The 22,187-nt window shown below is 43.1% G+C and carries 18 protein-coding genes; 11 read left to right on the top strand and 7 right to left on the bottom strand.

Annotation, left to right across the window (positions count from 1 at the left end; all coding sequences use genetic code 11):
• Positions 1 to 8 precede the first annotated feature (8 nt).
• The 6 genes from E2626_RS06185 to E2626_RS06160 all read right to left on the bottom strand — a co-directional run bounded on the left by E2626_RS06185 (position 9) and on the right by E2626_RS06160 (position 4,281).
• Positions 9 to 356: a hypothetical protein gene (locus tag E2626_RS06185; RefSeq protein ID WP_134380866.1), complete on the bottom strand. Its 348-nt coding sequence runs from the start codon at positions 354 to 356 to the stop codon at positions 9 to 11.
• A 12-nt stretch (positions 357 to 368) separates the two neighbouring features.
• Complete coding sequence (gene rpsN, locus E2626_RS06180) at positions 369 to 638, bottom strand: 30S ribosomal protein S14 (RefSeq protein WP_134380865.1); 270 nt, start codon at positions 636 to 638, stop codon at positions 369 to 371.
• Positions 639 to 753: 115 nt separating this feature from the next.
• Positions 754 to 1,119: a YidH family protein gene (locus tag E2626_RS06175; protein WP_134380864.1), complete on the bottom strand. Its 366-nt coding sequence runs from the start codon at positions 1,117 to 1,119 to the stop codon at positions 754 to 756.
• Between the two features lie 299 nt (positions 1,120 to 1,418).
• A complete protein-coding gene (locus E2626_RS06170) occupies positions 1,419 to 1,802 on the bottom strand; it encodes a hypothetical protein (protein WP_134380863.1) in 384 nt (127 codons plus the stop codon).
• 300 nt (positions 1,803 to 2,102) lie between these two features.
• A complete protein-coding gene (locus E2626_RS06165; RefSeq protein ID WP_134380862.1) occupies positions 2,103 to 3,230 on the bottom strand; it encodes an NADH-dependent flavin oxidoreductase in 1,128 nt (375 codons plus the stop codon).
• Between the two features lie 106 nt (positions 3,231 to 3,336).
• On the bottom strand, positions 3,337 to 4,281 hold the full coding sequence (locus tag E2626_RS06160; RefSeq protein WP_134380861.1) for a M23 family metallopeptidase: 945 nt from the start codon (positions 4,279 to 4,281) through the stop codon (positions 3,337 to 3,339).
• Between the two features lie 506 nt (positions 4,282 to 4,787).
• Here E2626_RS06160 and desA point away from each other — a divergent pair.
• From desA to E2626_RS06130, 6 genes are all read left to right on the top strand, one after another.
• On the top strand, positions 4,788 to 5,834 hold the full coding sequence (gene desA / locus E2626_RS06155; RefSeq protein ID WP_134380860.1) for a Delta(5) desaturase DesA: 1,047 nt from the start codon (positions 4,788 to 4,790) through the stop codon (positions 5,832 to 5,834).
• Between the two features lie 151 nt (positions 5,835 to 5,985).
• Positions 5,986 to 7,119, top strand: a complete 1,134-nt coding sequence (locus E2626_RS06150) for a sensor histidine kinase (RefSeq protein ID WP_134381125.1) — start codon at positions 5,986 to 5,988, stop codon at positions 7,117 to 7,119.
• Positions 7,116 to 7,715, top strand: coding sequence for a response regulator transcription factor (locus tag E2626_RS06145; protein ID WP_134380859.1), 600 nt, complete (start codon positions 7,116 to 7,118; stop codon positions 7,713 to 7,715). The genes E2626_RS06150 and E2626_RS06145 overlap by 4 nt, the downstream gene beginning before the upstream one ends.
• 285 nt (positions 7,716 to 8,000) lie before the next feature.
• A complete protein-coding gene (gene cydD, locus E2626_RS06140) occupies positions 8,001 to 9,722 on the top strand; it encodes a thiol reductant ABC exporter subunit CydD (protein WP_134380858.1) in 1,722 nt (573 codons plus the stop codon).
• Positions 9,715 to 11,427 (top strand): thiol reductant ABC exporter subunit CydC, encoded by a 1,713-nt coding sequence (gene cydC, locus E2626_RS06135; protein ID WP_134380857.1) that lies wholly within the window; start codon positions 9,715 to 9,717, stop codon positions 11,425 to 11,427. Before cydD ends, cydC begins: the two co-directional genes overlap by 8 nt.
• Before the next feature lie 283 nt (positions 11,428 to 11,710).
• Positions 11,711 to 13,864, top strand: a complete 2,154-nt coding sequence (locus E2626_RS06130; RefSeq protein WP_134380856.1) for an ATP-dependent helicase — start codon at positions 11,711 to 11,713, stop codon at positions 13,862 to 13,864.
• Positions 13,865 to 14,275: 411 nt separating this feature from the next.
• On the opposite strand, the gene E2626_RS06125 is transcribed toward E2626_RS06130, so the two are convergent.
• Entirely contained in the window at positions 14,276 to 15,700 is a 1,425-nt protein-coding gene (locus E2626_RS06125) for an NAD-dependent succinate-semialdehyde dehydrogenase (protein WP_134380855.1), read from the bottom strand.
• A 109-nt stretch (positions 15,701 to 15,809) separates the two neighbouring features.
• On the opposite strand from E2626_RS06125, the gene E2626_RS06120 reads away from it, so the two are divergent.
• From E2626_RS06120 to E2626_RS06100, 5 genes are all read left to right on the top strand, one after another.
• Positions 15,810 to 16,451, top strand: a complete 642-nt coding sequence (locus E2626_RS06120; protein ID WP_134380854.1) for an MOSC domain-containing protein — start codon at positions 15,810 to 15,812, stop codon at positions 16,449 to 16,451.
• Positions 16,452 to 16,469: 18 nt separating this feature from the next.
• The gene (locus E2626_RS06115) at positions 16,470 to 17,381 is read left to right on the top strand and encodes a DMT family transporter (protein ID WP_134380853.1); all 912 of its coding nucleotides are present in this window, start codon (positions 16,470 to 16,472) and stop codon (positions 17,379 to 17,381) included.
• A gap of 234 nt (positions 17,382 to 17,615) precedes the next feature.
• Positions 17,616 to 19,319, top strand: a complete 1,704-nt coding sequence (locus tag E2626_RS06110) for a methyl-accepting chemotaxis protein (RefSeq protein ID WP_134380852.1) — start codon at positions 17,616 to 17,618, stop codon at positions 19,317 to 19,319.
• Between the two features lie 121 nt (positions 19,320 to 19,440).
• Positions 19,441 to 21,309: an LTA synthase family protein gene (locus E2626_RS06105; RefSeq protein ID WP_134380851.1), complete on the top strand. Its 1,869-nt coding sequence runs from the start codon at positions 19,441 to 19,443 to the stop codon at positions 21,307 to 21,309.
• Between the two features lie 15 nt (positions 21,310 to 21,324).
• Entirely contained in the window at positions 21,325 to 22,167 is an 843-nt protein-coding gene (locus tag E2626_RS06100; RefSeq protein ID WP_134380850.1) for a DUF1206 domain-containing protein, read from the top strand.
• The last annotated feature ends 20 nt before the right edge of the window (positions 22,168 to 22,187 follow it).

Raw genomic sequence — 22,187 nt, 5'->3', positions numbered from 1 at the left:
TATCACCTCTAGACTGTCAGGAGGAAATACTGGGAAGACACTGAACCGGCATGTCGTTTGACCGGAGTTTTCTCTTCCCACTTGATCCGTTTCAGTTTTTGATTCATTGCATCATCAATATGAACTTCAATTTTCTTCATCATCATCAGAACCTGTTCAAATGACAGATTGAATTGCTTAGCAGCGAGTGTATGCGGCGATTGCTGAACTAGCTGCTGAAGAAATTCTTCTTTCGTTTCACACTGTGCGGCAATTTCTTCTTCAGCATCGGTTATAAATGTGTACAGTGCTTTATCAAATGGTGGTAATAAACGTACAATATCTCTTTCCAGGATCTCCAACAAATGAGGGTTCATCATACATGCTCCTTACCAGCTTGATTTCTTAACGCCAGGTACCTGACCTTTATGTGCATATTCACGGAATACGATGCGCGACATTTTGAATTTTCTCATGTAACCGCGCGGACGCCCCGTTACTTCACAGCGATTTTTTAATCTCGATGGGGCAGAGTCTCTCGGCAGCTTCGCGAGCGCAGCATAATCGCCGGCTTCCTTCAGCGCTTTTCGTTGTTCTGCATATCTTTCAACAAGCGCCTGACGCTTTTTTTCTTTGACAACTTTTGATTTCTTAGCCATTTATAAAACTCCTTTTAAATCGTAATGATTACGTTTTATAAATGATAGTAAACCACATAAAGAAAACGAATGCAAGCATAAAAAAACTGACCTTCAATCAGAAGGACAGCTTAGCTTAGATACTTATAACAAAATAAATGGCAAAAAGAACTGCAACGATCAGTACGAATACACCAAGTAGAATGACTGTATAGCGGGAGGAGTGGAAGGATTGATCGTTAATGGATTTAGCATTTTTAAAATAAGAAATCATGGAAAGTACGATGGTGAGGATGCCAAGAAAAACGGAAAAAAATCCGATGAAATTAATAAAAGAATCTGTATTATAAGTGCCTGATGTTCCAATCGTATAGTGAAGGTTCGTCACCAAAAAGCCGATTCCGATTAATGCAATAGCAGTCCTGATCCACGCAAGCATGGTCCGTTCGTTGGCAAGATGCTGCTGTATAAGTGTTTTTTCTATATCAGAATTCTTGTTCATATGGGAGCTCCTTTCCATTTCTTCTATCATTATCATTTCCCTTTAGGTGGATTAAAAAACAAATGCCCCTGCCATTAAATAGGGAGTATTATTCTGTAAAAGTTACAGAATAATACTCCTTTTTTAATACTAATTTCATTCAGAAAATGATAGGTTAATTGCAGTGGAAGGCGGGGACTTCAGGACGATTAGCGTGTCAACTGAGACCCCGCAGGCGAAGCCGAGGAGGCTTGATGGGACCAAAAAACGGTCCACGTCCGGAAAGCCTCCGTACGGAACGGAAATTTACCGAGCATTCATTATCCTTCGTGCTTCATAAACAATGCAAGAACTGCAAACAGAATAAAGCTGACAAGCAGTGTTACACCACCGCCGATATAGACGATAAAATAGAGCGGCTGTGGCAATGAAAAAATGTCCAGTATCATTCCTGAAGTTAAACCGATGGTACCAATAATCGCAGTATAAACATGAGCAGCTGCCAGCTTTTTAGAAACTGGTTTAAATACGCGGTAGTAAACGGCCCATGAAAATAAAGAAAGCCAGCCTACGACGAGAATGTGTGCGTGGGCAGCTCTGAAAGCATAATCATAAGAACCCGCCATATGTCCGCCGATACCTGCACCGATCATTCCGAAAATCGCGGCTGTCTTTAAAAGTAAATTACTGTGCTTTTTATGCATATTAAATGACGCTCCTTTTTAACAATCATCACCTCCCATTCTAACTGCAATCAGAAGCAGTGGCTATGAATCTATATGACAAATTAAAGAAATCAGGTGTCGTAATATGAGTAGTGGATGAAAAGGGGATGGTATAAACGGCATGGTTGCGGCTAACAGGGATGGTGAACTCACAAAAAGCATGGCTGAACTGCCAAAAGTGCTTTCTGAACTCACAAGTCCAACATCGAGACTCACAAATTATCTACACAAACGTGCAATCAAATAAAAAACCCCCACGCAGAGTGGGGGTGGAAATCATTATGCGTTCTGGTGCTCTTTTACCGGGAACCAGCCTTTTGTATTTACAATCGCCTTCCATAATGGCTCAGGAACTGTTAATACTTCGCGGTCATCCACTGAAAGGGACGTTCTGATCTCGCCTTCGCGACCCGCTTCAACTTTCTGAATCCATTCAGGTTCAACAATGATTTCACGGCCAAGCGCCATAAGCGGTACTCCGCCTTCCATTGCTTTTTCAACGTCATCAGGTGTATGAAGTGAGCCGACTCCAATGACTGGTACCTGATCACCGATACGATCCTGAATCAGCTGCACGCGTGAAGCAGTATCTGATTCGTCACGCATTGATCCCTGCTGAAAGTCCTGTACTGACACGTGAATGTAGTGAAGCTCTTCTTTTGCAAGGCGATCCGTAAATGTCAGGGTATCCTCCATTGTGATACCAGGTTCTTCACGTTCTTCAGGTGACAGACGGTACCCAACGATGAATGAATCATCACCGAATTCTTTTACTGTATTGTTTACCTCATCAATCACTCCAAGCGGGAACGTCATACGCTTTTCAACGGAGCCGCCCCATTTATCTTCACGTCTGTTTGAATGAGGGGAGAAAAATTGCTGAATCAGATAAGTGTTTGCACCATGGATTTCAACACCATCAAATCCTGCTTCAATCGCACGGCGGGTTGCATCGCCAAATGCTTTAATAATTTGTTCAATTTCATCATTGGTCAGTTCGCGTGGAGTTGCTGCGCCTTCCCGTTCAGGTGCAACCGCACTCGCACTGACTGTCTGATTGTCAGGAAGTAATTCAGGCGGTGACATTCTGCCAGCGTGGAAAATTTGTAAGATCGCTTTGGCACCTTCACCTTTGATTGTGTCAGCAAGCTTTTTAAGGCTTGGTACAAGGTCATCCCGGTGTGCGCCGATTTCTCCGTGGAAACCTTTGCCGCCATCAGTAACATTAGCAACGGCAGTCAATACAGCACCTACTCCGCCTGAACGTACGCGGTAATACGCAAGCTCTTCTTCTGTTACTTCTCCATTATCCTTTGAAGAGAAGTTTGTCATTGGTGCCATGAGCACTCTATTTTTCAGTGTGACCCCATTCTTAAATGTAAATGAGTCCATGAATTTTCTAGTCATCGTTGTCAGCCTCCTTATGTGTTTACCAAAATGAATGAATAACACGAGACTCATTATAATTGTTATTTCGAGTAACTAAAAGAAACCTGCTCAGTGAATGTGCAGGTCAGCTTGATTCCCATTTTCTTAATGATGGAAAAGGGTCATACGCCCATTGATTCTTTCCGTTATCAATATACATACCATAATGGAGGTGAGGGGGGAATTTACCGCTCGTACCTTCTTTCCCATAGCCTGAACTTCCGACATAGCCGATAAGGTCGCCGGCTTTTACAATGTCACCCTGCTCGAGCCCTTTTTTAAAGCTGGAAAGGTGCGCATAGTAATGATAGACATTGTGAATATCCCTGAGACCGACGCGCCATCCGCCATAATCATTCCAGCCGAGTGCTTCGATTTTTCCGAAAGTTGTTGCCAGGACAGGCGTGCCGTATCCTGCGAAAAGGTCAGTGCCTTCATGCATGCGCCGGCCACCCCATCCGCGCTTTCCGCCCCAGGTACTGCGATAACTGTAAAGGTAATCCTTTTGCAGAGGAAAGAAGTGCGTGTACAAATCGAGTGTATTAAAGTGCTGGTACAATTCTGCAATCGTCAGAATCTGACTGACAGATTCTTTACGGTCGTAATAAGCATTCATCGCTTCTTTAAAAGAACTGTAGCTGTTGATATAGTCTGCCATAGACCCAAAAAGATCCTCCGGGTCATTCGGATCAGCCTTGCCGTCACCGTTTATATCCTGTCCGATTCCCCCGAAAAATTCAATGAAAAAAGGCGATAGATTTTCCTGGTCGGGGTGGAGCGGACCAAACCATCTTTCTTCCGGAATCGTTAGTGCAAGCGACCCTTCTTTTTTCTCCATATCATGACGGAGAGGCTGTATATTCCGTTCGAACTGGTCAATGGCTGCGAGATAATACCACGGTACACCCTGATGATGGTATGCACTGTAGTAAATCAAACGTTCGTTTAATAATGCCTGCCGATCTTCCTGAGCAGCTGCAGTTGAGTATAATAGCAGAAAGCTGACAGTTGCAGCTAAAAAAGTTTTCATTTTGATCACCTCATGAGTAGTATGTACAGATGAAGTGATTTCAAGCGTTGTTCTTTCATTCTAATGCAGCGGGGAAGTCGTGATTTCGTCGGAGGTGGTAGCAATCCGCGCTGAGATTGTAACGATACACCTGGGAACTCGTAGCAATCAGACTGGTGAGTGGTAGCAATCGGGCAAAAATTAGGTTGTATTCGCACAAATTTCCGGCGCTTCAGTCCAACGTGTACGCCCCAGAACGCTCGCCTCCAATTTTCGTGTTGTCCAGCTCCGACAGGCAGTGGCTAGTGTGCTTCCCTCAGCTCATTTCGATAAGTCAACATCGGTTCACTTCGTTCACCGTGTTTCCTTTATCTTAATCGTTTCAGTCCAGCACATACGCCCCAAAACGCCTGCCTCTGCTTTTCGGTATATGACAAGTGTCATATATAACTCCTTACACTCATGACTTATTTTATTATGGGGAAAGCTTTATGATGAGGTCATAAGAGTTACAGAGGAGGAAAAACATGAGTAAACAAAAAACAGCTGAGTTGCGTAAAAGTGTCTCTCCTTATGAAAAAGCAGATATGAAAGCAAGCATTAAACAAATGATTAATACCATACCACCATTCTTTATATTATGGTTCCTGGCTTACCAGAGCCTTGAAATTTCTTACTTACTAACACTGGGTCTTGGCATCATTGCCGCAGGATTTGTGGTTCGGATTTTTATTATCTTCCATGACTGCTGTCACGGATCGTTTTTCAAGAATAAAAAGCTGAATAATGTGGTCGGCACATTGTCAGGGATTGTTACGATGTTTCCATATGAAAAGTGGAAGCGTGAGCATTCAATCCACCATGCTACAAGCGGAAACCTTGATAAGCGTGGAACGGGTGATATCTGGGTGATGACGGTTGAAGAGTATAAAGAAGCTTCATGGAAAGAACGTCTTTCATACAGAATGTACCGTAACCCACTCGTTATGTTCGGACTGGGACCGATTTATCTGTTCCTGGTAACAAATCGTTTCAACAGAAAAGATGCGCGTAAGAAAGAACGTAAAAATACGTATGTGACGAACATTTCGATTGTTGCTCTGTATACGGCAATGATTCTGTTGGTTGGCTGGGAAGCATTCCTGCTTGTCCATGCACCTATCATGTTTATCTCAGGATTCCTTGGCATCTGGTTGTTCTATGTACAGCATCAGTTTGAAGATTCTTATTTTGAAGATGAGTCTGAATGGGATTATGTGAAAGCAGCAGTAGATGGCAGTTCTTTTTATAAGCTGCCGAGAGTACTTCAGTGGGTGACTGGTAACATTGGCTACCATCACGTTCACCATTTAAGCCCGAGAGTACCGAATTATCATCTTGAAAAAGCGCATGAGTCAACGCCGCCGCTTCAACAGGCGACAACGATCACAATGCGTTCGAGTCTTGCTTCAATCAAGTTCCGTCTTTACGATGAATCGCGTAAAACATTTGTCAGCTTCAATGAAGTAAAGCAGCAGATTAAAAAAGAAAAGATGTCAATTGAACTTCGTCGTATGCAAACGAAGTCTGAATAGAAGTGTTCGGGAAGTCATCAGACTTTCCGGACGCTTTTTTCATTTCCGGGGTTTTAAAAGGGAACCCAAAAATTGAATGCCGTGCGATTCTATTCTTCTGAGCAGCCTTTAATCCGTGCTATACTAAATGCAGAGAAAGGGCGGAATGACTGTGCAAAAATGGTATAATATTTTTCCTCAGAATGCAGGATTGAACATTTATATATGGATTATCTTTTGTATGCTGCCTTTTTATTTCATATTCAGGTCATCTTCCTGGGTAGAGATATCAGCCGGTGTCGTCATGATTGTGATGTTTTTTGCAGCTTACCGTTTAACCTACCTGACTAAAGGGTGGGTAAATTATGTATGGGTTGGCATTGCGATTGCGATAAGTATTGCGATGACGATTTACTTCGGCTTTGTGTACTTTGCGATATTTTTATCTTTTATGATTGCAAGTGTTCAGAATAAAGCGGGATTCTTTACTTTATATGGGATTTTAGTCGGTTCAACAATCATTACTGTAAACATTGCTTTTTTCACACAGGACCAATTGTTTTTCACACAGTTTCCATTTGTTTTAATCAGTATAATCGGGGTTATTTTACTTCCGCTTAATTCGTATAACAGAATGAAAAGGGAAAAGCTTGAAGGCCAGCTTGAATATGCTCAAAAGCGTATTTCTGACCTCATGGTAATGGAGGAACGTCAGCGAATCGCAAGAGATCTGCACGATACGCTTGGACAAAAGCTTTCTTTAATAGGGTTGAAGAGTGATCTGGCTTCAAAGTTAGTTACCGCAAATCCTGAAAGTGCTAAAAGTGAACTGGGTGATATTAATCAGACAGCACGGACAGCGCTGAAAGAAGTACGTGAGCTCGTATCTGATATGAGAGGTACGAAACTTGATGAAGAAATGACGCATATTCGTGAGCTGCTTCATGCCGCTCAGATTCATGTTGAGATTACAGGAAACCCTGTACTTGAGAATGTGCCTCTTTTAGTTGAAAATGTGGTTAGCATGTGTGTGAAAGAAGCAGTCACCAACGTGGTTAAGCACAGTAATGCCACGCGTTGCAAAGTGAATGTAGAACAGCTGACGAAGGAATTAAATATAGTAATTGAAGATAACGGTAAGGGTTTTTCTGCGGAAAGATCAATAGAAGGTAACGGCTTAAGAGGAATGAGAGAACGTCTCGAATTTGTTAATGGGACACTTGATGTTGAAAGTGGACTCGGTACAACGATCACGATCAGTGTGCCAACTATACTGAGACAGGTGTCTAAGGGGGAAGCGCTATGATAAAAATCGTGTTAGCTGAAGATCAGACTATGCTGCTCGGAGCGCTTGGTTCCCTGCTGGATCTTGAAGATGATATGGAAGTCATCGGGAAGGCTAAGAATGGTGAAGAGGCTGTTGAAATGGTGAAATCACTAAAGCCTGATATTTGCATTATGGATATTGAAATGCCTTTGAAAACGGGTCTGGATGCTGCTGAGGAACTGCGCGGGGACGCATGCAGAATTATCATTTTAACCACATTTGCAAGACCCGGCTATTTTGAAAGAGCCAGAAACGCAGGTGTCAGCGGTTATTTATTAAAAGACAGTCCAAGTGAAGAACTTGGGCGCTCGATCCGCACAATTATGGATGGACGCAGAATCTATGCACCGGAGCTCGTTGATATGGCACTGACTGAAGCGAATCCGCTGACAGAGCGTGAGCGTGAAGTAATGGAACTGATTGCGGAAGGCAAAACCACAAAAGAAATTGCCGGTACACTATTTATTACAAATGGCACCGTCCGAAACTATATATCAGTTATTCTTGATAAACTTGAAGTGACAAACCGTATAGAGGCCATTTCCCGCTTCAGGGAGAAGGGCTGGTTTAAATAATATCATTTTTTTCTGAGGTGGATGGAGCGGAAGTGGACGACCGCGGCAGGAATGGACAGTTGAGACTGACGGCTCAGCACCAGGCCGCGCCATCCCCTGAAGCGGAAATTAACTGCTTACTTGAATAGAGTTTTTCTATTAAAAAATATTCATCTCTACATACGATGTGCTAAAGCAATCCTCTCTGATGAAAAATCACGTATAATCATATATAATAAACACTAACAACACATGTGAATAAATTCACAATATCGCCAATATTTTATGATCGGAGAGACATCCTTTATGAATCAACTTTCGCAATATGCGAAGCAATATAAAGGGACCCAGCTGTTAATTACAGTAATAGCGGTCTTAACCGGGGCAAGTATAATTGCTCAAGCTTACTTTATTGTCAAAATCGTTGATGAAGTATTTTTAAACGGAGCTTCATTTTCAGATGTATTCCCTTTATTTGGCTGGTTGGCTTTAGCACTAATTGCGCGTGCAATGCTGACGTTTGCCAGCGGTCGGGCAGGAGCCTGGATGGCTGCGAAAGTCAAACAGATGATCAGGGAAAAGTTACTTGAAAAATACGCGGGAAATCCGGTTCAGGCCTCTCTTGAAGGGCAATCTGGCCGAAAGGTGAGCGTATTAATGGATGCGGTTGATGAAGTGGACAGTTATTTCAGTAAATATATTCCACAGGTAATTTTAACAGGTGTCATTCCACTGATGATTATCATTGCCGCGTTTGCGATGGATTGGATTTCAGGAGCTGTATTACTTATAACTGCACCTTTTATTCCACTATTTTTTATTATTATTGGTATTAAAACTCAAAAAAAGTCGGAAGAACAGATGGAGCAGCTTTCTGCTTTTTCAGGCACATTTCTCGATACTCTTCAGGGCCTGACAACTTTGAAGCTGTTTGGTCAGGCGAAGAAGCAGCGCGAATCAATTGAGAACAGCAGCCTGAAGTTCAGAGATGCAACGCTTGAAGTACTGAAAATAGCGTTTATCTCGTCGCTGGCACTTGAATATATTTCGATGCTCGGTGTCGGGCTGGTTGCGCTTGAGCTCGGTTTGAGACTGATTTATTTTGAAAGTGTTACGTTTTTTACTGCATTTTTCATTTTGGTTCTGGCACCTGAATTCTATGTTGCGATCAGAGAGCTTGGCAATGCATTTCATACAGGGCGTGGAAGTATTGGTGCTGCCAAATTAATTGATGAAGAACTGTCGAAAGATGAAGATCGCGTAAATTGGGGAAGTGAAAAGCTGGAAGGTTCAGCCCCGCCGCGCATCGAACTTGACCAGACTGGATTCCAATACGGTAAAGACGGATTTGAAATTGGCCCGTTGAATGCAGTATTTCAACCATATGAAAATGTCGCTTTAATAGGAAAAAGTGGTTCAGGAAAATCAACTGCTTTGAACATATTAAGCGGTTTGATTGCCCCTTCGTCAGGTGTGGTCAGACTGAATGGGAAAGTACTGTCTGAGTTTGAAGAGGAAAGCTGGTTTAATCAGCTTAGTTATATATCCCAGCAGCCGTTTATTTTCTCGGGTACGCTGGCTGACAACATTGCGATCGGAAGTAAGCGTAAAACCACTCTTGAAGAGGTTGCATCAGCAGCTGAAAAAGCAGGTTTGAATCCGTTAATTGAAGCATTGCAAAACGGCCTGGATACACCTGTCGGAGAAGGCGGCAGAGGACTTTCGGGAGGGGAAAAACAGCGTCTTGCGCTGGCAAGAGCTTTTCTTAAAAAGCCTTCTGTCATTTTGTTTGATGAACCGACAACAGGTCTTGATCTGAAAACAGAGCAGATCTTGACAGCTTCGATGGAGGAGCTTTCCAAGCGTGCTACAGTCATTACTGTGGCACACAGGCTTTATACGATCAGAAACGCAGATCAGATTCTGATGCTTGAAGACGGATCGTTAAAAGCAAAAGGGAAGCATGAGGACTTGTTAATAGAACCTGCTTATATAGAAATGGTGCAGGGAGGTGCCGGTCATGAATGAGCTCGGAATCGTATTAAAACAAATCGCAGCTGAAAGAAAAAACGTCTGGTATTCTGTCCTGTTCGGATATATAGGAGGAGTAACCGCAGCTGGTCTTTTTGCGGCCAGCGGATATTTAATTTCTAAAGCTGCACTTTTGCCTCCTGTCTATACGCTAACGCTGCTTATTGCTTTTATTAAGGTGTTTGGTCTTGTAAAGGCAGGATCAAAATATGGTGAACGGATGGTTTCACACCGGGCAACTTTTAATATTCTGGCAGGTATCCGTGTACGTTTTTTTGAAAAGCTGGAACCACTGGCTCCGGGGATTTTTCAGAAATTCAGAAGCGGGGATTTACTGGCAAGAATTACAGGCGACGTTGAAAGTCTGCAAAACTTCTTTTTACGCGTTTATTACCCGCCAATTGTACTCGTGTTTGTATTCCTGAGTTCAATGATCTTTACCGCTTTTTACTCGTTCTGGTTTCCGCTGATATTTGCAGCGGGTCTATTATTAACCGGACTATTAATTCCTGCAGTATTTGCGCTGCGCCGACAAAAGATTGAAGAGAAAGTCAGAGAGTCACGAGCGGTACTTTCAACTGATACGGCTGAAGTACTCTACGGGTTCAGAGATCTTAAAATCTATCAGCAGCTTAATGATAAAGAGAAGTCGCTTCATCACTCATCTGCTGCTTATATTGCTAATCAGGAAAAAAGCAGCAGTCAGAGTATGTTTAATCAGTCAGTCAACCAGGCAGCGGGTCTCCTGATTTCCTGGGGTGTCCTGGCAGCAGGTGTTTATCTTGTGCAGCAGGGTGAACTGGACGGGCTGTTTCTTGCGATGCTTGTCATGCTGTCATTGAGTGTTTTTGAAAATGCTTCACCAATGGCTGCACTGCCACCCCACTTAGAAGACAGCAGAAAAGCTTCTGAAAGGTTGAATGAGGTGACAGAGATAAAGCCGGTTACTGCTATTGAACCATATGAAACACTGTCTGATGAAGCACCGGTGATCCGATTTAATGATATCTCCTATACACATGAAGGAGAAGAGCGGCCGGCAGTTAATGAAGTTTCTTTTAGCATTGAAGCCGGTTCCAAAACAGCCATTGTCGGTGCAAGCGGTTCAGGTAAATCGACAATTTTTCAGCTTTTGCTCGGAGTGTTGAGAACATCAGAGGGTGACATTCAGCTTCAGAATAAGCAGATCAGTCATATCCGCTCTGAAGATATTTGGGAAAAGTCAAACGTCGTCATGCAGGAAAATCATTTCTTTTTCGGTACAGTAAGAGATAATCTGCAAATTGCCAGAGAAGGTCTGACAGATGAAGAGATGCTCTGGATGCTTGAAAAAGTAAGCCTCTCCAGATTTTCTTTAGATGATCCGGTGCTTGAAAAAGGAGAAAATCTTTCGGGCGGGGAACGTCAGCGGCTGGCAATTGCAAGAGTCTTACTGAGAAAACGCAGTTTATGGCTGCTTGACGAACCGCTCAGTTCAATAGACAACGTGACGTCTGCAGAGATTATGCGTTATTTGGAAGAACGCACTGAAGATGCGACGGTATGTCTGATCAGCCATCAGCTGAAGGGGCTTGAGAAAATGGACAGGATCATCGTCATGGATGGTGGCCGGATTGCTGAACAGGGTACGTTTACTGACCTGATGGATGCACGCGGAATGTTTTACGAAATGAAGAGAATTGAACAGGAAATTTTAGTGTGAAACCGCCGATGAGGCGGTTTTTCTTTTTCAAAGTTTAGAAGATGGCGTGTTAGTTGTATCAATGCTGGTCTGAAGTCGTAGCAATCTTCGCTGAAGATGTAGCGATACGCACGGGAACTGATAGCAATCCCCTGGGCAAGCAGTAGCAATCAGCTGACCGGGAAGTCCTATTCGTCCAAAAAGAGTGCTGCGTCTAACATTGTAAACACACAATTATCCCCTGCTCAAAAAGCAAAATCAGTGGTACGATAACAGTACTATTAATCACAGGAGTCGAACGTAAATGGCAGATTTTTTTACAAGAAAACAGCGTGAGATTGGTGTCAAACTGAATGACGTGCAAAAGCAGGCTGTCCTTCACGGCAACGGACCACTGCTTTTACTCGCATCTCCCGGGTCAGGAAAGACAACAACCATTATGATGCGGATTGGACATTTGATAGAAGAGCGCGGGGCGGACCCTGTGCGTATCAAAGGCGTCACCTTCAGTAAAGCGGCAGCCGAGGATATGAAACAGCGTTATAGAAGGATGTTTCCTGCACTTCCCGAGGTAGATTTTTCAACGATCCACAGTCTTGCGTTTGCGGTTGTCCGTGAGTATTTAAAAAGAGGAAACAAGACCTGGCAGCTGATTGAAGGGCCTGTGGAAGATCCGGCGGACTATACTGCAAATAAAAAGCTTCTTTTGCGTACGTTATTTCAACGGTTCAACAAAGAAGCCATGACTGATGATCAGCTTGAGGAAATGTCAAACTATATCAGTCTGATTAAGAACAAGCTACTCCCGCGGAAAAAGTGGCATTCAGTCATATGTGAAGTTGCGAATGCTGAAGAAATCGCAGCAGAATATGAAGCGATCAAGCGACAGGATCCCGAAAAGCTTTTGCTAGATTATGATGATATGCTGACACTCGCACTCGAAGCGTTTCAGACAGATAAAAAACTGTTGAAAAAGTACCAGGACCGCTATGATCATTTGCTGACAGATGAAAGTCAGGATACATCACTTGTTCAGCACGCGATTGTTGAAAAATTGGTTGAGCCTCATCAGAATTTGTGTGTCGTAGCGGATGATGACCAGTCGATTTATACATGGCGTGCAGCTGAACCACAGTATTTGCTTGATTTTAAAAAAGTTTATCCTTCCGCTACCATTTTAATGATGGAGCAGAATTACCGTTCTACAACTGAAATTGTCAATGCGGCAAATGAGTTTATCAAACGCAATAAAAATCGATATGAAAAGAATATGTTCACTGAAAATGAAGAAGGAGAACCAGTCAGTATCAAGGTGTTTCCTGATTACGAGGACCAGGCTGCTTATCTGGCGCAGGAGCTTTCAAAGCTTGATCATTACAGGGACGCGGCGGTACTGTACAGAACGAATGCTTCTTCTATATTGATTATGAATGAACTTGAGCGTGCGCGGATTCCGTTTTATATGAAGGATTCAGACGTGAGGTTTTTTAATCACTGGATTGTGGAGGACATTCTTAATTTTATGAGGCTGACGTTTAATAGCGGTCGGGTTGATTTGTTTGAGAAGATTTCAATGAAGTGTCTTGGATATGTTACGCGTCAGCAGCTGTTTGAATTAAAAAAGCAGCCGGAGGAAGGGACTGTTTTTGACCGTTTACTGAATTTGAATTCGCTAAAAGATTATCAGAGGAAGCAGATTAATGGACTGAAGCGTGCGTTTGCCAGAATGGAGGGCGGGGAGCCTTACCACGTAATTCGTCTGATCAGAGAACAGGCGGGGTATGACCGGGCGCTCGAGAAAATGAGTGAAAACCTGGGCTTTTCCATCGAGTATTTGCATGACGTGCTTTCAACGCTTGAACAAATTGCGCAGAAGGAAACAGGAATGGTTGCTTTTGCAAATCGCCTGAAGCAGCTGGAGTCGTTATTGAAAACATCCAAGTTTAACAAGCAGGAAAATGCTGTGACGCTTTCAACACTTCACAGTTCAAAAGGGTTGGAGTTCAAAAAGGTGTATATGCTGGATTTGATTGCAGATGTGATCCCTTCCAAAAGTGATGTGAAAGAACAGGATAATGGAAATAGAGATCCGATGGAAGAAGCTGCGCGTCTGTTTTATGTAGGTATGACGCGTGCTGAAAAAGAGCTTGAACTGCTATCGTATAGAAACCGTGCAGGAAGCAAAACGAACCCTTCACCGTTTTTGCTGAGGGTGAACAAAATAATAAATCCACCTGAGGAACAGCAAATTGATGAAAGCAGAGTGCCTCAAAACCCTCTTGCTTTAAGGAAGGTATCTGACCTTGAAGTCGGGCGGGAAGTGAAGCACCGTGTGTTCGGGACCGGACGAATTGAAGGATTTTCTGAAGATGGACTTGAGATTAAGTTTTCAAAAGGAACAAAAAGGCTCGCGCTTGATCTGTGTTTAACGATGGGTTTGCTGGAGCCGGTTGAGTGATTATTTTGATTGGGGTGACAGAACATGCGGGAAGAAGTTGGGAAGTGCAAGAAGTGTGGAAAAACAGTGTATTGTGCAGATGGATTTCTGGATGCTGTTTATCACCAGGGGAAGTTATTTTGTCATGAGTGCGCAGACATTCATTTGGAGCAGGGAAAGTAGAATTCAATAAAATAAAAAGAGGATAAGACATATAAGCTGTCTTATCCTCTTACTCGTTTCGCTGCGCTTCAGGCGGACGCTTTCCGCGCGGCCGGCGGTGAGCCTCCTCAACGCTTCGCGTCTGCGGGGTCTCACCTGTCCGTCTCTTCGCGCTGGAGTCACCGCCTTACGCTCCGCTACACTTAGATTTTAATATAAAGTTTGTTTAACTCAACAAAAGAGTTTGTTTTGTCTCAGCCTCTTTGACTGTTATTCTTCCATACCAACCGAAATAAACTTTGTCTCAAGAAACTCTTCAATTCCCTGATGTCCGCCTTCTCGGCCAAGTCCACTTTGCTTAAATCCGCCAAATGGTGCTTCCGGAGCTGATGGCAGTCCATCGTTCAACCCGACGATGCCATACTCAAGCTGCTCGGATAAGCGGATTCCTTTTGAAATATTCTCGGTGAACAGGTAAGCAGCCAGACCATAGATGGAATCATTTGCTCGCTCAATCGCTTCTTCTTCAGTCTTAAAAGTCGTAATTGGTGCAACTGGTCCAAACGTTTCTTCTTTCATGCAAAGCATGTCATCTGTAACACCTGAGAGAACAGTCTGTTTAAAGAATAATCCGTCACGGAGCTCACCGCCTGTTTCAACGGTTGCACCTTTTTCCTTCGCATCTTCAATATGCTTTTGTACCTTTTCAACCGCATCCTCGTCAATCAGTGGTCCAAGGTCAACGCCTTCTTCAAGACCATCTCCAAGTCTCATTTCCTCAACTTTTTCAGTGAATCGCTTTGTAAATGCGTCAGCAATGTCTTCATGTACATAGATGCGGTTTGCGCTTACGCATGTCTGACCAGCGTTTCTAAACTTCGTTGCAATAACACCATCCACTGCTTTTTCCAGGTCAGCATCATCCATTACAATTGCAGGGGCATGACCGCCAAGCTCAAGTGAGATCTTTTTCATCGTGTCTGCTGCACCCTTCATCAGCGATTTACCAACCTCTGTAGAGCCTGTAAATGTAAGCTTTCTCACGCGTGTATCCTCAAGCCAGGCTTCACTGATATCAGATGCTTTTCCTGTCACAACGTTAATCACACCATCCGGTATACCTGCTTCTTTCGCAAGCTGCACGAGACGAAAAGCAGTCAGCGGCGTTGCAGTTGCCGGTTTAATCACAGTTGTACAGCCAGTTGCGAGAGCTGGCGCAACCTTTCTGGTAATCATGGCAGCAGGGAAATTCCATGGTGTAATGACTGCTGTCACACCAACTGGCTGCTTATGAACAAAAAGGCGTCTTTCTCCTTTTGAAGAAGGGATCGTTTCACCATATACACGTTTGCCTTCTTCAGCAAACCACTTAATAAAGCCATTTGCGTACTTGATTTCACCTGCAGCTTCTTTTAGCGGCTTTCCCTGTTCAATTGTCATGATGCGTGCGAGCTCATCAGTGTGTTCATCGATTAAGTCTGCCCATTTCATTAACAAAGCACTGCGCTCATACGCGCTGCGCTTTGACCAGTCTTTGAAAGCGTGGTGGGCTGCGTCCACTGCTTTCACAGCTTCTTTTTTACTGCCTTTAGGTACCGTTGCAATTGTTTCTGTAGTTGCCGGGTTAATCACATCAATTGTTTCCAGATTCTGTCCGGTTTCTTCTCCATTGATAATTAAGTTATATGTATCCATTTCACTCACTCCTGATTTTTGGTTTATACTATCTCTACCCTATTCATTTTCAGTTCAATCAAAAAGTACTGTATACTATGTTTAGCGTGTCAAAGTGAGGAGGCTGATCATGACTGTTTACAAGGTCCGTGCGATACATACTGCAAGAATTACAGAGCTTACATTTGGCAGAAAATCATTTCCAAGCGCGCTTTTAAAGCAGCCCATCCAGAATGAAATGTTTTTATCATTTACAGGGCTGGCTGAAGATGAGCAGACGCCAGAACATCATGGTGGAACTGAGAAAGCGCTTTGTCTGTATCCGCATGACCATTATGCATTTTGGGATGGTTGGATGGATGTACATGACGGAGCAGCTCTCTTTGGGGAAAACATTACAACAGAAGGTATTCATGAACGAAACACACACATAGGAGACAGGTTTGAGTTTGGAGAAGCAATGCTCGAGGTCACAGAGCCAAGGCAGCCGTGTTTTAAGATCGCTGCTAAATATAACAAACCTGAGCTGATCGTCCGCATGAGAGAGTCTGGTTATACCGGGTTTTACTTTCGTGTGCTGAAGGATGGAACGGTGAAGCCTGGTGATGGGTTGAAGCTGATCAGTCGCGATCCCGCGGGTGTGACGGTTCAGGAAGTGAATGAACTGCTGTTTTCACCAAACCCTGCATTAAAACAATACGACCGCGTCCTGGAGGCAGAGGCGCTGTCGAAAACACTTAAGCCAAAATTAATACAGAAACGTAATCAATAGAAGAAATCAGGTGAACACATGACACAATCCAACGCATATATATGGCTCGTGTCAATCATGGTGGCATGGGGACTGAATGTAGTTGCACTTAAAGTTTTAGTAGATGAATTTTCTCCGGTAGCCATGACTTCAATGAGAATATTAACTGCAGGACTCGTCGTACTTTCAGTGCTCCTGCTGCAGAGAAAATGGGAGATTCCGAGTGTAAAAGATTTCGGTGTTATTTTTCTCATCAGTTTATTCAACATTGTTGGTCATCATTATTTTTTGTCGATCGGCTTGAAAGGTACAACAGCAGTTAATACCGGCCTTATATTAGGGCTCATTCCAATCCTGACTGCCATTGCAGCAGTCATTTTCTTAAATGCACGGCTCACACTGCTGAAGGTTGGCGGAATTATAGTGGGGTTTGCAGGCGTATTTCTTGTGATGGTCGCCGGGAGCACCGGTGATTTTGAAGTAGCTGCAGGAGACTGGTATATATTAATGGCAGCCATTACGCAGGCGATCAGCTTCGTCTTAATCAAAAAGCTCTCTACGTCTTTAAATGTTCTGTTACTGACTGGCTGGATGATGGTACTTGGGTCGGTGATGCTTGGTGTAATCAGCTTAGCAACAGAACCTGCAGGTTATCAGACGCTGTTAAAAGGTGAGGGGTATCATTACGCAATCTTTTTTGCTTCAGCCTTCATCGCAACCGGAGTAGGTCATATGATTTATAATAACGCGATTCGTCTGATCGGTCCCAGTGAATCTGCCGTTTTCACAAATCTGAATTTATTATTCTCCATTACCGGAGCAGCACTGCTTCTGGGGGAGCCGGTATTCTTAGGGCAAATTGCAGGCTTTGCGCTGATTGTAGCTGGTGTACTTGGAGGAAGCGGATTTGTTGATCATTGGCTTCAACGGAAAAAACAAAGATTAAATTGAAAAAGGTGATCAGTCCTTGGAGACTGGTCACCTTTTTCTGTGAAATTACATAACCGTTTTATTTCCATTTAATAGTTTTTTTGTACATAAAAACTTCCTTTGTGAATCGAAAGAACTAATTATTAATGTAAATTTTATTGTTTAATTAGAAAATGAGTAGTAACATATAAATGCATCATGATTCTTTTATACTATAATTTGAATTGATAATTTAATAAGAAAAGAGGTTTGAGAATGAAATTTTTTCGTAATTTGTCTATTGGTATGAAATACTTCACAGCCGTATTAGCAACAATTGTGATGTTTTTAGTGACTGCAGTTGTTTTACTTTTTGTGTTCCAGGGGATTCAGGAAGATGTTGACGCAATGGATAGGCGGGGGGACCGTGCAGTTAGTGTGAACAATATGGCAGCCATTTTCAGAGGAATGGACATCCGGGTAGCTGATTATGTTAATGAAGGCCAGGATGTGTATATTGATGAATACAATGAAATGAGCGGGCGTTTTGATGCTGCGGCGGAAGAATTAATAGCAGATCTGGATGAAGCTGACCAGATTGAATTGATGAATCAGGTTCAGCAGGACAAAGCAGCGATGGATGATGCTTTTATAAATGACATCATTCCGAATTATACAGAAGAGGGCAGTGCAGCACTTGACGCAGCCCGCGATGAAACGCAGGAGTTGAGAAGTACAACTGTAGATGAGCTTTTGAGTTTAACAGCATTGATTCAGGAAGACAGTGATCAGGCTTCCGCTGATGCTGGAGCTTCAGCAGCGGGAGGTATTACGACAATGTTTATCGCGGTAGGATTATCAATCTTAATCAGTTTGATCATTTTATTCGCCGTGAATCGTACAGTCCGACGTCATATCAACAGAGTGGTTAGTCTTGCAGATGAAGTTGCTAATGGTAATTTAACTGTTGAGGATATGGACTATGAGAGTAAAGATGAGATTGGACAGCTTAGTAATTCTTTCAATGCGATGAAAGGGAATTTAAGGAATCTCCTTACGCAGGTTTCGGCAGTGTCTGGTACTGTGCATTCGCAAAGTGAAGTACTTACACAATACGCTGATGAAGTGCAGGAAGGCAGTCATCAGATCGCTTCTACAATGCAGGAGCTTTCCAGCGGTTCTGAAGAGCAGGCGCATGCTTCATCAGACCTGTCTGAGAAAATGAATGATTTTACTGCTGTCATGAGCAGTGTGGAAGAAAAACAAAATCAGGTTAAATCAGATTCTCAGTCTATGATGTCAGTAACAACTCAGGGCAGTAAAGCCATGACTGAATCGGTTGAAACCATGTCGGCGATTGATGAGAAAGTAAAGGGATCTCTTGAAATGGTAAGAGGACTTGATCAGCAGACAAATGACATTGCAAAACTTACTGAAGTCATTCAGGCAATTGCAGACCAGACAAATCTTCTTGCGCTAAATGCTGCGATTGAAGCAGCACGCGCCGGGGAGCACGGAAAAGGATTTGCAGTTGTTGCGGATGAAGTGAGAAAGCTCGCTGAAGGCGTCACGACATCGATTTCCGATATCACAAATATTGTTGGCGGAATTCAGCGTGAGGCTAAGAAAGTAGTCGTTTCTTTGGAAGAAGGCTATGAAATGGTGGAAGATGGTTCTTCAAAAATTTCACATACTGGTACATTGTTTGGAGAGTTGAAGTTAACAATTGATAATGTTTCTACTCAGGTTGAAAGTGTAACTGCTTCTGTCAACGAAGTCATTGAATCAACCAGAGTGATGAACGCGTCAATTGAGAGCATTGCTTCCGTTTCAGAAGAATCAGCAGCAGGAATTGAAGAAGTATCTGCTACTTCACAGCAGTCGAGTGCCTCTATGGAAGAAGTAAATAGAAGCGCACGTTCTCTGAAAGATGAAGCTGTGCAGTTGAACGGATTGTTGAAACAATTTAAGTTGTCTTAATAATCCTCAATTATTAAACCGTCCCAAACAGGGCGGTTTTTCTTTTGTGAAATTTCCATATTTCATGCAGGTTACATACAGTTTACAGAGGGTAAAGGGTAACATGGGAGGAGGTTAACAATTGAAGAGAATATGGCTGATGTACGGAGACTATATGTTATTTGTACTTATACTACTTATTAAAATGATCATGGTAGGCCCGGCTACAGGGACTTATTTCGGGCTGAATTTATTTTTCGTAAGTCTTGGCGCACTCATTCTGATTTCTTTTTGGTCTCTGTGGATCTCACCACGTATCAGGCGATGGGTTTTATTTTATCTGAGCATTTTAATCACCGTATTAATTGCGTCTAATATCTGGTATTACCGCTATTTTACAGACTTTTTATCAGTAGCACTACTTATACAGATTCCACAGATGGGCGCAGTTGGAGGTGGACTCGGGGATCTGATCTATCCACTCGACTTCCTGTTGTTTGCTGATGTAATTGTGTGGGGAGTACTGCTTCTTAAAGATCGAAAAAGAAAATTTAATGATTATCCTGCTAAGAAGCGGTCAAAGGCTGCTTTAACTGCTGCCGTTACAGGTGTTGTATTGTTTACTGCTCCACTGGCAATCAATGCAGCTGACAGAGATGAATGGCTTGTGCAGGACTCTTTATCTAACATGAGAAACTACTTTAAGCTTGGCATGCTCGGTCATCATGCAATAGATATTGGACGGGAGATTGATGACCAGTTTATTGAAGAGAAATCACTTACTTCATCCCAGCTGAGGGAAATGCAGCAATTCTTTGATAGTAACCGGGACCAGGAGTCTGCGGTTGAAACAACTGTAGAAGGACGTCCAAATGTCATTATCGTACAGTTGGAATCTTTCCAGAACTCAGTGCTTGATCAGGAAATTGAAGGGCAGGAGTTGACTCCGTTTTTAAATGAGTTTAAAGATGAAGTGATGTATTTCCCAAATTTTTATCATCAAACCCATCAGGGAAGAACCTCTGACGCTGAATTTATTCTTAACAGTTCTTTTTATCCACTGAAAGCAGGTTCAGTGTATACAAGATACCCGGATCATTCATATGATTCACTGCCAGAAAAAATGGAATCAGCGGGCTATGAAACGGCTGCTTTTCACGCATTTGAACGAACTTTCTGGAACCGAGATGAAGTGTATGAAAACTTCGGATTCGATCACTTTTACAGCATAGAAGATTTTCCGGAAGGTGATGTCATTGGACTGACATTAAATGATGAGGATTTCTTTTTGTCCTCTGTAGACAGAATGCTTGAAATGAATGATCCGTTTTATGCATTTATGGTCGCTTTAACCAGTCATACTCCTTACGACTTCCCTGAAGAAAAAAAGGAGCTCAATCTTGAGAGCCTGGAAGAAGAAATTATTCAGAATTATTACCATAACATCCACTTTGTTGACCAGGCTTTTGGCGCTATGGTTGAACGCCTGAAAGATGAAGGTATATGGGAAGATGCGCTGGTGATTGCTTATGGTGATCATGACAGTGGATTACAGGAGTCGGGCAGAGAGATGGCTGAGATGGCAGAAGCAGAGTCAGCAGTTGACTATCTCGCACTCGGTCAGGAAGTGCCTCTGTTTATGAAACTGCCAAAGATGGATGATGGCACCGTCATGGAACAAACCGGTGGTCAAATTGATATTGCACCTACAATCCTTTCCTTACTTGGTTTGGATAAAGGGTATATGATGGGCAATTCCCTTTTACATGATCAGCCGAGATTAACAGTATTCAGAGAAGGCTCCTTTGTTTATGACGGCTATTACTATGAGGCAGACTTAACAAGCGAACGGGAAAATGGAAAATGTTATAACATCGAAAGCGAAGAAGAAGCAGATAAAGAAAATTGTGCACAAATGTTGTATGAAGCTGCCGGACAATTAAGAATGTCCGACACGATTATTAAGAAAAATGGTGTTGGTCAGCTCCAGGGACAAACAGTAGAGGAATAAAAGGAGAGAAAAATCATGAGTCAGATGACAACGAAGTCAGATGAGACAAAAGAAGAAGTGAAACCGTGGGTACGTCGTATGGGGCGCTTTGGCTACATGTCCAAAGGCTCAGTGTATGGAATCGTCGGGATTCTGGCGCTGCTTGCTGCACTTGGTGTTGGAGGCGGAGAGACCACTGATACATCCGGTGCCATGCAGCAGGTTGCTACACTTCCGTTTGGAGAAATTCTGTTATGGATTGTAGGAATCGGGCTCCTGTTTTATGTCATATGGGAATTTATCCGTGCGATTCTGGATCCCCAGCATAAGGGGAAGGACACCAGGGGAATTGCAACGAGAATCGCTTATGCAATCAGCGGTATCATCTATGGAGGTTTAGCTGTTTCTGCGATCCAGATCGCGATGCATGCAGGCAGCGGCGGAGGGAATTCGAACCAAACAATTTCTGCCATGCTGCTTGGTCAGCCTTTTGGCAGATTGCTGATCGGAATACTGGGTGCCGGCGTCATCATTTATGGACTTTATAACTTATACACTGGTTATAAAGAGAAATTTATGCGCAAGTTTATATTAAATGATATGAATGAGCATGAGAAAAACCTGGCTCGTAAATCAGGTAAAATAGGTTTAATTGCAAGAGGAGTTGTGCTCGCAATGGTTGGTTTTTTCTTTATGCAGACAGCAATTACGGCAAATCCTGAAGAGTCTAAAGGCCTGGACGGGGCACTCGGAGAAATCGCCTCACAGCCATATGGACAAGTTCTTCTCGGCCTCACAGCAGCAGGACTCATCCTCTACGCCATCTACGAAATCATCAGAGGACGATACGCAAGAATGAACTTTGGTAAAGATGAATAGAAAAGCGGAAGCAGGCGTTT

The organism is Jeotgalibacillus salarius, from assembly GCF_004405125.1.
In the GTDB taxonomy this organism is placed as follows: domain Bacteria; phylum Bacillota; class Bacilli; order Bacillales; family Jeotgalibacillaceae; genus Jeotgalibacillus; species Jeotgalibacillus salarius.
The sequence above is the reverse complement of the archived record's forward strand: the minus strand, read 5'-3'. Positions and strand labels throughout refer to the sequence as shown.

What these genes read in the sequence shown, in the direction of transcription:
- E2626_RS06185 (WP_134380866.1), bottom strand. Translation starts at nt 356, where the DNA reads ATGAACCCTCATTTGTTGGAGATCCTGGAAAGAGATATTGTACGTTTA.
- rpsN (WP_134380865.1), bottom strand. Translation starts at nt 638, where the DNA reads ATGGCTAAGAAATCAAAAGTTGTCAAAGAAAAAAAGCGTCAGGCGCTT.
- E2626_RS06175 (WP_134380864.1), bottom strand. Translation starts at nt 1,119, where the DNA reads ATGAACAAGAATTCTGATATAGAAAAAACACTTATACAGCAGCATCTT.
- E2626_RS06170 (WP_134380863.1), bottom strand. Translation starts at nt 1,802, where the DNA reads ATGCATAAAAAGCACAGTAATTTACTTTTAAAGACAGCCGCGATTTTC.
- E2626_RS06165 (WP_134380862.1), bottom strand. Translation starts at nt 3,230, where the DNA reads ATGACTAGAAAATTCATGGACTCATTTACATTTAAGAATGGGGTCACA.
- E2626_RS06160 (WP_134380861.1), bottom strand. Translation starts at nt 4,281, where the DNA reads ATGAAAACTTTTTTAGCTGCAACTGTCAGCTTTCTGCTATTATACTCA.
- desA (WP_134380860.1), top strand. Translation starts at nt 4,788, where the DNA reads ATGAGTAAACAAAAAACAGCTGAGTTGCGTAAAAGTGTCTCTCCTTAT.
- E2626_RS06145 (WP_134380859.1), top strand. Translation starts at nt 7,116, where the DNA reads ATGATAAAAATCGTGTTAGCTGAAGATCAGACTATGCTGCTCGGAGCG.
- cydD (WP_134380858.1), top strand. Translation starts at nt 8,001, where the DNA reads ATGAATCAACTTTCGCAATATGCGAAGCAATATAAAGGGACCCAGCTG.
- cydC (WP_134380857.1), top strand. Translation starts at nt 9,715, where the DNA reads ATGAATGAGCTCGGAATCGTATTAAAACAAATCGCAGCTGAAAGAAAA.
- E2626_RS06130 (WP_134380856.1), top strand. Translation starts at nt 11,711, where the DNA reads ATGGCAGATTTTTTTACAAGAAAACAGCGTGAGATTGGTGTCAAACTG.
- E2626_RS06125 (WP_134380855.1), bottom strand. Translation starts at nt 15,700, where the DNA reads ATGGATACATATAACTTAATTATCAATGGAGAAGAAACCGGACAGAAT.
- E2626_RS06120 (WP_134380854.1), top strand. Translation starts at nt 15,810, where the DNA reads ATGACTGTTTACAAGGTCCGTGCGATACATACTGCAAGAATTACAGAG.
- E2626_RS06115 (WP_134380853.1), top strand. Translation starts at nt 16,470, where the DNA reads ATGACACAATCCAACGCATATATATGGCTCGTGTCAATCATGGTGGCA.
- E2626_RS06110 (WP_134380852.1), top strand. Translation starts at nt 17,616, where the DNA reads ATGAAATTTTTTCGTAATTTGTCTATTGGTATGAAATACTTCACAGCC.
- E2626_RS06100 (WP_134380850.1), top strand. Translation starts at nt 21,325, where the DNA reads ATGAGTCAGATGACAACGAAGTCAGATGAGACAAAAGAAGAAGTGAAA.